This window comes from Sphingomonas chungangi, assembly GCF_013778325.1.
Classification (GTDB): Bacteria; Pseudomonadota; Alphaproteobacteria; order Sphingomonadales; family Sphingomonadaceae; genus Solisphingomonas; species Solisphingomonas chungangi.
This window is the reverse complement of the sequence record NZ_JACEIB010000002.1, coordinates 1-12,438: the sequence shown is the minus strand read 5'-3', so window position 1 is coordinate 12,438 and position 12,438 is coordinate 1. Positions and strand designations below refer to the sequence as shown.

At 64.5% G+C, this 12,438-nt stretch carries 12 protein-coding genes; 3 read left to right on the top strand and 9 right to left on the bottom strand.

The window, feature by feature from the left end; genetic code table 11:
• Nucleotide 1: 1 nt before the first annotated feature.
• The 7 genes from HZF05_RS03495 to HZF05_RS03465 form a co-directional block, all read right to left on the bottom strand.
• Nucleotides 2–772: an ABC transporter permease gene (locus HZF05_RS03495; protein WP_343046821.1), complete on the bottom strand. Its 771-nt coding sequence runs from the start codon at nucleotides 770–772 to the stop codon at nucleotides 2–4.
• Between the two features lie 58 nt (nucleotides 773–830).
• Nucleotides 831–2,219: an LLM class flavin-dependent oxidoreductase gene (locus HZF05_RS03490; RefSeq protein WP_160366309.1), complete on the bottom strand. Its 1,389-nt coding sequence runs from the start codon at nucleotides 2,217–2,219 to the stop codon at nucleotides 831–833.
• A 23-nt stretch (nucleotides 2,220–2,242) separates the two neighbouring features.
• Nucleotides 2,243–4,585: a TonB-dependent receptor gene (locus HZF05_RS03485; RefSeq protein WP_160366308.1), complete on the bottom strand. Its 2,343-nt coding sequence runs from the start codon at nucleotides 4,583–4,585 to the stop codon at nucleotides 2,243–2,245.
• A 192-nt stretch (nucleotides 4,586–4,777) separates the two neighbouring features.
• Nucleotides 4,778–5,713 (bottom strand): aliphatic sulfonate ABC transporter substrate-binding protein, encoded by a 936-nt coding sequence (locus HZF05_RS03480; protein WP_160366307.1) that lies wholly within the window; start codon nucleotides 5,711–5,713, stop codon nucleotides 4,778–4,780.
• Nucleotides 5,710–6,393, bottom strand: a complete 684-nt coding sequence (locus HZF05_RS03475; protein WP_160366306.1) for a peroxiredoxin-like family protein — start codon at nucleotides 6,391–6,393, stop codon at nucleotides 5,710–5,712. Before HZF05_RS03475 ends, HZF05_RS03480 begins: the two co-directional genes overlap by 4 nt.
• A gap of 89 nt (nucleotides 6,394–6,482) precedes the next feature.
• Complete coding sequence (locus HZF05_RS03470) at nucleotides 6,483–7,328, bottom strand: LysR substrate-binding domain-containing protein (RefSeq protein ID WP_160366305.1); 846 nt, start codon at nucleotides 7,326–7,328, stop codon at nucleotides 6,483–6,485.
• Nucleotides 7,329–7,695: 367 nt separating this feature from the next.
• Nucleotides 7,696–8,034, bottom strand: a complete 339-nt coding sequence (locus HZF05_RS03465) for a VOC family protein (RefSeq protein ID WP_220129692.1) — start codon at nucleotides 8,032–8,034, stop codon at nucleotides 7,696–7,698.
• A gap of 85 nt (nucleotides 8,035–8,119) precedes the next feature.
• Here HZF05_RS03465 and HZF05_RS03460 point away from each other — a divergent pair, with 85 nt between their 5' ends.
• The gene (locus HZF05_RS03460) at nucleotides 8,120–8,425 is read left to right on the top strand and encodes a helix-turn-helix domain-containing protein (protein ID WP_160366304.1); all 306 of its coding nucleotides are present in this window, start codon (nucleotides 8,120–8,122) and stop codon (nucleotides 8,423–8,425) included.
• Here HZF05_RS03460 and HZF05_RS03455 read toward each other — a convergent pair.
• Nucleotides 8,422–8,868: a VOC family protein gene (locus HZF05_RS03455; RefSeq protein ID WP_160366303.1), complete on the bottom strand. Its 447-nt coding sequence runs from the start codon at nucleotides 8,866–8,868 to the stop codon at nucleotides 8,422–8,424. The genes HZF05_RS03460 and HZF05_RS03455 overlap by 4 nt on opposite strands.
• Nucleotides 8,869–9,114: 246 nt before the next feature.
• Nucleotides 9,115–10,035, bottom strand: a complete 921-nt coding sequence (locus tag HZF05_RS03450; protein WP_160366302.1) for a LysR family transcriptional regulator — start codon at nucleotides 10,033–10,035, stop codon at nucleotides 9,115–9,117.
• Between the two features lie 119 nt (nucleotides 10,036–10,154).
• Here HZF05_RS03450 and HZF05_RS03445 point away from each other — a divergent pair, with 119 nt between their 5' ends.
• Both HZF05_RS03445 and HZF05_RS03440 read left to right on the top strand, forming a co-directional pair.
• Complete coding sequence (locus HZF05_RS03445; RefSeq protein WP_160366301.1) at nucleotides 10,155–11,033, top strand: SDR family oxidoreductase; 879 nt, start codon at nucleotides 10,155–10,157, stop codon at nucleotides 11,031–11,033.
• Complete coding sequence (locus tag HZF05_RS03440; RefSeq protein ID WP_160366300.1) at nucleotides 11,030–12,121, top strand: alkene reductase; 1,092 nt, start codon at nucleotides 11,030–11,032, stop codon at nucleotides 12,119–12,121. The genes HZF05_RS03445 and HZF05_RS03440 overlap by 4 nt, the downstream gene beginning before the upstream one ends.
• The last annotated feature ends 317 nt before the right edge of the window (nucleotides 12,122–12,438 follow it).

Sequence of the window (12,438 nt, the reverse complement as noted above, 5' to 3'; positions counted from 1 at the left end):
GTCAGGCCTCCACGAGGGTCGGGCGCCAGGCGAGGGCCTTTGACTCGATGGCGCGGATCAGACTGTCGCCGGCGAGACCCAGCAGCGCGTAGACCATCAGGCAGACCACGATGATGTCGGTCCGCATGGCGTCGCGTGCGTTCTGGATCATGAAGCCGAGCCCCGCGCTCGCGTTCACCTGCTCGGCGATGACCAGCATGAGCACCGAGATTGAGAGGCTGTAGCGCAGCCCGGTGAGAAGCGACGGCAACGCGCCCGGCAGGATCACATTGCCGATCAGCGCGGCGCGCCCGAGGCCGAAGCTCCGCGCGGCGTCGACGAGCCGGATGTCGATCCCGCGTATTCCCTGGTGCAGGTTGATGTAGACCGGCAGCATGCTGGCGAAGGCGATCAGCGCGATCTTTGTCGTCTCGCCGATCCCGAACCAGATGATGAAGAGCGGCGTGAGCGCGACGACGGGCAGGGTGCGCTTGATCTGGATGATCGGGTCGATGAGGGCGTCCCCGCGGCGGAGCAGTCCGGCCGCGAGCGCGAGCACCACGCCGAGGCTGCTGCCGATCGCGAATCCGAGTGCCGCGCGCCGCAGCGAGACGGCGAGATTGAGCGGCAGCTCGCCGGACGCCGTCATGCCGAACAGGCTGCGCACCACCGAGGACGGCGCTGCGAGGATGTGGTCGGGGATCACGCCGGTTCGGGACGCTAGCTCCCAGAGCAGCAGCAGGGCCACGGGCGAGAGCCAGCGTGCCTGCAGGACGTCGCGCTTGGTCGTCACGTTCCGGTCCTTCCGGATAGAGGGAGGCCGGGCGGATCGACTCCGCCCGGCGACGGGATCAGGCTGCAACCGCCTCGCGGGTGGACGCAGACGCGGCGTCGGTCCGCTGGGCCGGCTCGCGCCGGTTTGTCGGGACGTCGATCCCGAGATTGCCGCGCAGCGTGTCGGCCTCGTAGTCGGTGCGGAAGAGGCCACGCTCCTGGAGCAGGGGGACCACCTCGCCGGTGAAGCGGCGGAACTGGCTCGGATGGCCGGCGTAGACGTTAAGGCCATCGAACGCCCGCGCCTCGAACCACCGCGCGATTTCGTTCGCGACGGTCTCCGCCGAGCCGACGAAGGGGCTTGAGCGCAGCGTCCGGCTGTTCTCGACTACCTGACGTAGCGTCAGACACTGCGCGATGGCCTGGTCCGTCACCTTCTTGGCATTGGTGAAGAAGCTGCGGCGGGCGAATTCAAGCGCCTCCCTGGGGAAGGGGGCATCGAGATCATACTGGCTGAAGTCGTGCCAGCCAAAGGAGCGGCCGAGCTCGCCCAGCGCCTGTCCGAAGCTGTGGTCCTGATCGTGCCAATGGCACTCAATCTCGCGGGCGTGCTCGTCGGTGTCGCCGATCGTGACGTTCGTGCCAGGCAGGATCACGATCTGGGCGGGGTCGCGTCCGAGCTTGGCCGCGCGGCCCTTGATGTCATTGTAGAAGGCCTGGCCCTGCTCGACGGTCTTCGCGTGTGTGAAGATGCCGTCGGCGATCGCCGCGCCGAGATCGCGGCCCTGCTCGCTGTCGCCGGCCTGGAAGATCACGGGTTCGCCCTGCGGCGAGCGCTGGATGTTGAGCGGACCGGCCACCGAGAAGAATTCGCCCTTGTGGTTGAGCGCATGGAGCTTGGAGGGATCGAGGAAGACGCCGGTCTCGCGATCGCGCACCAGCGCTCCGTCCTCGTAGGAGCGCCACAGACCCCGCGCGACCTCGAGATACTCGTGGGCGCGGCCGTAGCGGGTGTCGTAGTCGTAATGCTCCTCCTTGCCGTAGTTCCCGGCGGTACCAGCGTCGCCGCTGGTTACGACGTTCCATCCGGCACGCCCGCGGCTGATCAGGTCGAGCGACGCGAGCCGGCGCGTGAGATTGTAGGGATCGTTATAGGACGTCGTCGCAGTCCCGACGAGGCCGATGCGGCTGGTCGCGACCGCAAGGGCGGAGAGTAGGGTCAGCGGCTCGAGCCGGTTGAGGTAGTGCGGCGGCGAGTGCGGCGTAATGAACTGGCTGTCGACGATGAAGACGAGGTCGAACTTCGCCGCCTCGGCCTGGCGAGCGACGTCGATGTACCAGTCGATGTTCACGCTGGCATCGACGGGGATGTCGGGATCGAGCCAGCGATTGTGCTCGCCGGGGCCGCCGACGCCGGTGGGGACGACGCCGAACTTGAGCTGCCGCTTCGGATGAGGATTGGACATGGGGATACTCCTCTTCAGATAGCCTAGAGTTTGCCGCGGAGGGTGATGCCGAAGGTGCGCGGTTCGCCGAGCGCCGCGAGCACGGTGCCGTAGGCGGTGCTGATCGACCTGGTGTTGAAGTAGTTCTTGTCGGTGAGGTTACGGACCCAGAGCGACGCGTCCCAGCGTCCGTCCGGGCGGCGCAGGCCGACGTGCGCGCCGAACAGCGCATAGCCCGGCACGTAGGAGAAGGGATCGAGGTTTACCGCGGCGTAGAAACCGGACCGGTAGCTGGCGTCGCCGCCTGCATAGGCTTCGAGCCCGCCGGCCTCGTGGGTGTATTCCGCCGTGCCGGTAAGCGCCCACTTCGGCGCGCCGGATGCGCGGCGGCCGGACAGGTCGATCGAGCTCAGATAGCTCTGGAGATAGGGCGCGGGGGCGTTCGTGTATTTGACGTACCGCGCGTCGTCGTAGGTGCCGGCGGCGGTGAGGGTGAGGCCTTTGAGAGGATTGGCGCGGGCATCCACCTCGACGCCGCGGGTGCTGAGCTTGCCCACGTTGGTGATGTAGCCGACGACCGGCGTGACCGCGTAGTTGATGTAATTGGCCTGGTAGCCGTTGTCCTCGGTCCAGAAGAGCGCGAGATTGAGTTCGATCTTCCCCCCGGCGAACCGGCTCTTCAGGCCGAGTTCGTAGTCGTCGACCTTCTCTGGCTTCACGAATATGTCGATGCCGTTCGACGGCGCGACGAGGTTGATGCCGGGTGACTTGTAGCCGCGCGAGTAGGACGCGTAGCTGTGGATGTCCGCGCTCAGGTCGTAGGCGGCTATCAGCGTGCCGGAGACGTTCTTGGTGTCCTTGGAAGCCGTGTAGGAGCCGACCGGAGCAAGGGCGGCGCGGCGTGCCGCCACCGTGGCCTGCAGGCTGGGGTCGAAGCTCGATATCGGTGCGACGTCCCCGCCGGCATAGGCGTCGTAGAGGCCAGTCTTGTGCTCGTAGGTGAAGCGCAGGCCGCCGGTTATCCTGAACACGGGCGCGATGTTCCAAGTAGCCTGGCCGTAGGCGGCGTAGCTGTAGGTGACGGGGACCTGGCGTGCATAGGCGTAGAGCCCGTTGAGAGCGGCGCTCGGCAGCGTCGACACGGCGGCGGTCGGCGTGTTGGGGGTGGTCAGCCAAACCGATGCGTCGCGGCCGTAGCCGGTGACCTGCGTGTCGTTGGCCTTCTGCCAGAAGTAGTAGAGGCCGGCGGTGTAGTCGATCGTCTGGCTGCCAGGCGAGGTGAGGCGCACCTCCTGGCTGAACTGCTGCTGGTGGGTGACGACGTTGGAGGCCGTCGAGATGTTTGCACCGAACTGGTCTCCGTCGAAGTTGGGTATCCACTTCCAGTTCCGATAGGCGCTGATCGAAGTCAGCGTGGCGCTGTTGGCGAGCGTGAGGTCCGCCTTCGCCTGCACGCCCCAGCTTGGCATCTTGTCGTATTGGGAGCTGTCGATGTCCGTGGTTCGCGCGAACGGGTCGATCGGCGGCGGCGTGTAGCCGATGTCGGCCGCGCGCCTGTAGAAGCCGCGGACCTGCGTGCCGTTGGCGAGCGTGGTCGGCAGGACCGCCGCGACGCTTTGGAAGCCCATGTTGCCCTTCTGGATGCTGTAGTCGGCGATCAGTCTCAGCTTGAAGTTCGTCGTGGGCTTGTAGAGCAGGTCGAACCGGCCCGAGTGGTTGTCGAGATTGTCCCAGTCCTGATGGTATCGGGTGTTGTAGATCAGGCCGTCTCGCTGCGTGCGCAGGTAGGAGACGCGGAAGGCGATGTCGTCGCCGATCGTCGAATCCAACGAGAGGTAGCCGCGGAGATAGTTCTTGTTGCCGTAGGTGATCTCCCCGCTCGCCTCCGGCGTGAAGCTCGGTTCGCGGGTGTGGATGTCGATCGCGCCCGCCACGGTGTTCTTGCCGAACAGTGTGCCCTGCGGACCGCGTAGCAGCTGGATGCTGTCGATATCGATCAGATCGGTGATGACCGAGCCGGTGCGCGGGCGATAGACGCCGTCGACGTAGAGTCCGACGCCCTGTTCGAGACCGTCGTTGGTGCCGCCGGCGTTGGTGCCGATGCCGCGAATGGTGATGGTCTGGTTGCGGCCGCTGTAGCCCTGGATGTTGAGGCTCGGCAGCTGCTGGACGACCTGCTTGATGTTGAACGCGCCCTGCCTGGCGAGGGTGTCCGCCGGCAGAGCGGTGATGCCGATGGGCACGTTCTGCGCGCTCTCCTTGCGGTAACGCGCCGTGACGGTGATCTCGCCGACGTTCTGGCTTGGGGTGCCGTCGGCGGCGCCCGCCGCCGATGCAGGCGCCGCCGCTGCGTCCTCCGCACGTGCGGGTGAAGACAGGGCCAGCATTGCTACTCCGCTCACAAGAGTCAGTCTCAATCGAGTTCTCGCCGAGTTCATGTTGGCCCTTTCGATGATGGGCCTGTAATATTCTAGTTAGAGAACCCTAGTAACAAATCGATTCGACGCTGTTCGATAGATTTAATGCTTATTTATATTGCCAATATTATTCCATTTACGCTCATAGTTTTTATCGCGATCTTATGAGAAGCTTCGATCGAATCCCGTACGAATGTCCAACTTGTTCTGGAGTAGGCCGGCTCTAAAGTAGCGATCGGCTGTTCTCTGCTGATCTGCGATCAGCGCGTCGTTGATCGGGGCCGGGAGCCGCTTCGTCCGTCGGGCGACCTCCCTCCAGACATCGGCCGCAACGCCGGTCTCCTTCGCCAGCAGGTCGGCGTAGGCGTCGACGTTGTCGGCGCCCCATTGCCATCCTGCGTCGATGCGGCGGCGGTAGTCCAGGAGATCGGCGCGCTTGGTCTTGAGGGCGCCATCGCGCGCGAAGAGGAGAGCGTAGGACGGCACCAGGCCGGCGCTGCCGCCGACGATGCGCGCGCCCTGCCGGACGGCGAGCGTGGCGTTCGGATCCCAGATCGCCCAGCCGTCGACCGAACCGCCCTGGAGCGCCGCCTGCCCATCCTGGGGCGACATGAAGGCGAAGGTCACGGCGTCGAGCGGCTTGCCCTGGTGCTCGAGCGCGGCAAGGATCAGGTTGTGCGAGACCGAGCCGCGGGGCGTCGCGATCCGCGTGCCCGCGATCTGATCGATGGTGCGAATCCGTGAATCTCCCCGGACGACGAGCACCGGGCCGGGGCCTTCATAGCGCTGCCCGCCGATCGCCTTGACCTTGGCGCCCGAGCCGACGGCGAACACGAAGGCGGAATCTCCGCCGAACCCGACGTCGATGGCACCGGCGTTCAGGGCCTCGAGGACCGGGGCGGCATTGGGGAACGAGGACCATTGGATCCTGTACGGGAGATCGCGGAGCGCTCCCGTCGCGTCGAGCACCACCTTCTGCCCGCCGCGCTGGTCGCCGACGAGCAGCGTTCCGGTGTCATCGGTCGCGGAGCGGCTGCAAGCGGCGACGAACCCAGCGAGGCCGTTCGCGAGCAACTGGCGGCGGTCGAGGAGGCTCATGCTGCCGCCTGCTTCGAGGTAGGATGGTCCTGAACGGCGCGGAGCGCGTCGAACACGTCCTTAGGCTCGACCCGGTCGAGCCAGTCCGGGCTGACGGCCACGAACCGGACGATCCGACCGCGGTCCACGATCAGGACGCTGGTCTGGGGGAGCTCCCAGCTTCCCGTTCCGGTCACCTCGCCGATCCAGCCGGAGGGCGGCGGCGACGGTTGATCCATCGGTGCGAACAGCACGCCGAGTTCACGCGCGAAGCGGTTGTCGGGGTCGCTCAGGACGGTCAGCTTCAGGCCGTGCCGTTCCCGTATGGCGGACAGCCTCTCGGGGACCTGGGGGCTGACGGCGACGAGAGGCACGCCCTCGGCGGCGAGAGGCTCGCGCAGGTCGCGATCATAGATGGGCAGCGCCAGGTTGTCGGCGGCGCAGGTCGCGTGGCGGAACAGGATCAGCACCGCGGGGCCGTCGGCGACGAGCGAATCCAGGCGGATCTCGTTGCCCTCGAGGTCGAGAAACGAGGCCTCCGGGAGCACGTCGCCAGCGCGAACAGCCTTCGCCGGGTCGAAGTTCTTCACCAATGCCCGCCGCTGCGAGTGGTTGGCGGCAAGGGCCTCCGCAGCCCAGTTCGATTCGCGCTCCTGCTGGAGCGCCGCGAACGCGGATGCCAGGGGTGACTGTTCGGGCATGATTTCTCTCCGGATGTTCCGGATGACGACAGCTAGGCCCGCTCCGCCGCTGCGACCAACGAGAAGCAGTCGCGATCGATGATCGCCGCTCATAAGGCCGCCTCGGTTCCCGCCACGACCTCATGGGCGAGGGCAAGAAGCCCCTGCACCGCGCGATCGCGACCGTCGCCGCTCCTCAGGATCGAGGTGACCGCCGGAAGACCGGGCAGCGATGGTGTCCTGAGAGGGGGATCGCTGGAGAAGAGCGAGGTTCTGCAGGTGATGCCGAGGCCGCCGTCGACGGCGGCGCGTAGCGACGACAGGTTCGGCGTCTCGATCGCGATCCGCCAAGGGCGTCCCGCCGCATCGAGAGCGCTGATCGCCGCCTCACGGAAACGGCATGGCGGTTCGAGCACGGCGATGGGTAGGACATCGCGGTGGACTAGCGCCTCGTCCCCATACCAGGCCATGGGAGCCAACGACACGGCGTCGGCCGCGTCCGCCGCAGCGTAGCCGACCACGATGTCGAGCTGGTCGCGCTCGAGCATGCCGAGAAGCTCGGCGGTGCCGGCCACGCGCGCATAGATTTGGGCATCGGCATGCAGTTCGGAGAAGCGCGCCAGCACGCCGCTCAGCAGCGCCTCGGCGAAATCTTGGACCATGCCGATGCGTACTGGCCCGACGAATTGCCGCGAACCAATCGCTGTCACTGCCTCGTCGTGGAGCGCGAGCACCCGGCGCGCGTAATCGAGCAGAAGCTCGCCGGAGGATGTCAACGAGAGCCGCCGCCCGTCCCGATGGAACAGCGACTGTTGGAGCAGATCCTCGAGCTTGCGAATCTGGAGGCTGAGTGCCGACTGCGTCACAAAGACGTGGTCGGCCGCTTGGAGCATCGACCCGGCATCGGCGATCGCAACGAAGCTCCGAAGGATATTGGTTGGGAGATTGACGGCCATAGCAATAGCCTACCAAATAGGTAGGGATATGCGAGCAGTGAAAAACTTAAGTCGCGACAATCTGAGATAATGACGGTCGCCTTCGCTCCCATGGTTCTGTGGGCTGGGGCTCCGAATTCGGGGGGACCTCGGGAGGGGAAAGGCGGACTCGCGATCAATGTCACCGCGTGAAATCGCGTGCTCGGGCAGGTCCGCTTTTGGGATCGATGATAGATGGCCCGGGGGTCTTGGTCTGATCACGTGCCGACCGGCAGCACGTACCTGACGCTGATCGCAGTCGACCAGCCTCTGGCGTTCGGCGACTGGTGCGCGATCACCTACTCACGCCTGGTCAATAGCCACTTTCTGCGCAGCAACGTAGCGGGTGTTAGCGGCTCGAAAGGAAGAACGAGTTCCCATCCGGGTCCTTGAAGTAGACGTGCGGGAATGGCTTCTTCTCGGGCGGACCAAGAAATTCCACGCCTCGCGCACACAGCTTTTCGTATGCGTATTCAACGTCGTCGCATCCGAAGGATCCGTTGAAGAAGGTCCCCACCCGGTCCTCCTGCCCTTCAGGGGTCAGCAACAGCAGGCCGGTCTGCGCGCCGGGTATGGCGAGCTCGATCCAGCGCTTCTCGCCGACGAGGCGGTCGGTGGTGATGATGCAGCCCATTATTTCGGTCCAGAAGGTCAGCGCCCGGTCCTGATTGCGGGTCGGAATGCCCACATAGTTGAGCCTTCGGAGCAACGTGACCTCCCACGCTTGCGTCAGCCCGCTTTGCCGAGCCACGCTTGTCACCTATGCTATAGCAATGAGCGACAGGCGGTACACAGTCGATGCGTATGTCGTGGACGCGCTGATGAGAGACCTTGTCGGCCACGACCACCGCGCATCGGCGTTTCTGGTCTATCTGACGCTGACCACGGAGGCTGGCGACGGCGCGGCGCGCCTCAGTCACGCCCAGCTTGCGGAACGAACCGGGCTGTCGAAGCGCAGCGTTCAGGACGCAGTCCTCCATCTCGTCGACAGAAGCCTGTTGCGCGTGACGCGACAGGGCGCGACCGACATTCCCAAATACGAACCCCTGACACCTTGGCGCCGGCTGCGCTCCGCCTAGTCTCGTTTCGGCTGCCAAAGCTCGATCTTTGTGCCATCGGGATCCTGGATCCAGGCGAACCGGCCGAAGCTATCATCGTCGTCGCGCTTGATTATCGGCACGCCATGTGCGGTCAGGCGCGCAACTATTGCGTCCATGTCATCGACTGCGAAGTTGATCATGAACTCGCGCGCCGATGGACTCATGTGATCGCTGGAGTCAGGAAAGGCCGTCCAGGCAATCTTCGGCGGATGGCCGGGTGCGTCGAACGGCATCGCCGCTCCACCCCATGGCTTTACATCAAGGCCAAGGACCTCGCGATACCATTCCGCAAGAGCCCTGGGATTCTTGCTCTTGACGAACACACCCCCGATGCCGGTGACGTGACCAGGTTGCTCAGCCAAGGCGGCCCCCTGCCAGATGAGGGCGACGGCGGCCAAAATGCCAAAGGGCCTGAGTGACATCCATCATCCCTTTCCGATGTTGCGCTGACACTGCGGCCGAATGCCGTGGGCGGAGTTAAATGCGCGGCTAGCATCGCGACAAGCCGGGCGTTGATTGCTATAGCAACAATTGCTCAAATTCCGCCGTCGGTGCACGACTTAAACGGCCATGCGACCGAGGCACGCAACGGCAACTTTCTGGCGCCTTCATGCGTGCCCGGAATGGCCTGAGTTGGTCGACTGTGGAAAATCCCTGTTGTTGTCAATTCAGCAATTGAAGGAATCGTTCAGCCACAGATAACCAGGACGATTGACCTCCTTCATGTAGTCCACGAAAGCGCGAACTGTGGGCGAAAGCTCACGGCGGCTGGGAAATACGAGACTGACTTCGACGGCAGGCGGCGACCAATCCGGGAATAGGTGAATCAGCCGTTGGGCTTCGATTAGCGGTCCGCAGATATAACCCGATAGCAGGCCCAGTCCCGCCGCGTTGGACACCAGACGATGGATCGTCAGTGCCTCGTTGACGGAGATACGCGGCTTTGTCTCCAGACGGATCGTCTCCGTCCCACGAGAGAAGGACCAGGCCCTCGCGCGCCCGTCCTGCGCGGGCATGTCGATGGTGTCGTGGCGCGCGACGTCCTCGATCGATGCAGGCCATCCGGACCGCTCGAGATAGGCCGGCGCCGCACATAGATAGCGGCGCATTTCGCCAAGCTTCACCGCGACCAGCCCGGAATCGGGCAACGGGCCAAGGCGGACCGCGACGTCGACCGAGTCCGCGATGAGGTCGGCAGCGCGGCTTTCGAGATCGAGCGAGATATCGATTTCAGGATAGCGCAGCAGGAAATCCGGAAGCTGCTCGGCCAACACGTTGACGCCGAACCCCATGCCGGCGCTGATCTTCAGCGTGCCTCGAGGCTGACCACTGAGGCTGCCGACATAGTTCAGTGCTTCGCTGAGGCTGGCGATGATGTCGGCGCTCCTTTCAAGCAATGCCTGCCCGGTCAGGGTCAGCACGACGTCGCGCGTGGTCCGCTGGAAAAGACGGGTACCGAGAGCGTCCTCGAGACGGGCGATCGCGCGGCTGACATTGGATTTCGGCAAGCCCAGCGCCCGTGCTGCAGCAGTGAAGCTCTTCAGCGAGGCGACTTTGTCGAAGATCTGCAAGGAGTTGAGGTCGAGCATAAGGCATTGTTGCACTTACCGGCACAGTCTGTCCAACAGATGCGACGAACTATCCCAGCGGTGGGAGATTATGTGGTCTAGAAACTGGTGAACCTAGCTCTGGCTTGAGGACTGATCCGATGGACGAGACAATATTGGTGGTAGGCGCGAGCGGCAAGTTTGCCGGCCTGGTCGTTCCCGAGCTCGCTGCACGCGGAGCGAACATCCGCGGCATGGTTCATAAGGCGGCCGACATTTCGGCTGTTCGCGAAGCGGGGGCGCAGGAGGTCGTGGTCGGCGATCTCGGCGACCCAGACAGCGTGGCGGCCGCGCTGAAGGGCGTCGGCCGCGTGTTCTACGTTGCCCCTGTGGCGCTTCCGAAAGAAGCCGAGGTTGGCAGGGCGTTCGTCACTGCTGCGATAGACGCCGGGGTGCGTCGCTTCGTCTTTTCGTCTGTGATCCATCCGGTGCTGAGCGGCTTGCCCAACCATGCGTTCAAAGCGCCGGTCGAGGACGCTGTGCTGAATTCGCACCTCGAATATGTCTTCCTGCATCCGACCGTCCTGTTCCAGAATTTCGCCGGCGCTTGGGACGGCATCGTCCAATCCGGCGTAATCGCCGAGCCCTGGTCGAACGAGACGCGCTTCTCGCGCGTTGATTATCGCGACGTCGCGGAGGTAGCGGCGATCGCGCTGACCGAAGATCGGTTGCTCTACGGCACATTCGAGCTGTGCGCCGACGGCTGGTTCGATCGCAACGACATCGCCGCTTTGATCGGCGACGTGCTGGATCACGAGATCACGCCCCGGCGGATTGATCCCGACATGCTTCCCGCGGACGCACAGGCGATGCGGCCGATGTTCGATCATTACGACACGATCGGCCTGCGCGGGAACGCCGTGACTCTCACTGCAATCCTGGGCCGCGAGCCGCGCACACTCCGTGCCTATTTCGAGCAACTCGCTGACCGCAGCCGGCAATCCAAGGATGCCGAACAGCGAGAAAGGATCCCCGCATGACCGATCTCTTTTCCCCCCTGCAGATCGGCGCGCTCGACTTGCCGAACCGCGTCTGGATGTCGGCGATGACGCGCACGCGCGCCACCGAGGACAATGTGCCGACCGAGGCGATGGCCGAGTATTTCGCGCAGCGTGCGGACGCCGGCCTCATCGTCACCGACTGCACCGCGGTTTCCGCTCAGGGCAAAGGCGTGATCCGCGGTCCCGGCCTCTGGCGCGACGATCAGATCGCTGGCTGGCGGATGGTGACGGATCGCGTGCATCGTGCAGGCGGCCGCATCTTCTGCCAGATCTGGCATTGCGGCCGCGTCGCGCATCCCGGCATGCGCGACGGCGAGATGCCGGTCGCCCCATCGCCGATTCCGGCCACAGGCGATTTCTTCCTGCCGTCGGGCCGGGTCGATTTTCCTATACCTCGCGAATTGAGGATCGAGGAAATTTCCGGCATCGTCGCTGACTTCGCGCAGGCGACACGCAACGCGCTGGCCGCCGGGTTCGATGGTGTCGAACTGCATGGCGCCAATGGCTATCTCCACGATCAATTCCTGCAGGACGGATCGAACAAGCGCAGTGACGCCTATGGCGGCTCGGCCGAGAACCGAGCGCGGCTGATGATCGAGACAACGCAGGCGATGATAGAGGCCTGGGACGCTGCGCACGTCGGCGTCCGCCTGTCGCCGTCGAGTTTTCTCTACGGTATGGAAGACAGCAATAAGCAAGAAACTTTCGGGACCGTGATCGACGGCTTAAACGGTCTCGGCATCGCTTATCTGACCTTGCTCGAACCTAACGCCAAGGACGCGGAGAAGGGTGTCCAGATCGAGCATGTCGCCGAAACATTCCGTGCGCAGGTCGCGGTGCCGCTGATCGTCAATACCGGATTCGACAGGGCGAAGGGCAATGCCGTGATCGCCGATGGCAAGGCCGACGCGGTGGCGTTCGGCGTGCCGTATATCGCGAACCCCGATCTGGTCGAGCGGCTGCGCGCCGACGCGCCGTTTAATAAGCCAGATCCATCAACCTTCTATGGTGTCGGCGCCAAGGGCTATACCGATTATCCGACGGTGGCTGACGTCGAACCCGCTTGAAATGAATGCGCCCGCCTAGATCGACCACTGTCGCAGCGCCTTCGCGACCGTCGGCGGGGTTCGCCTCCATTACGGGATCGGCGGCGATCCCGATGGGCAACCTGTGATCCTGTGGCATGACTTCCTGCCGACCAGCCATGTTGTCCAGACGTCGCGCGGGCACCGATACCGGCTGAGGCGGGGTTTTCGGTGCTGAATCCCGACAGCCGGCGCTATGGCGACAGCGACAAGCCGGCGCCTAGGGTCAGGACTCCCTGATCAGAGCCAGAAGATGACGGTGGCAGCGAGTACAATCGTCGAGAAGAAGGCGGTCGGGC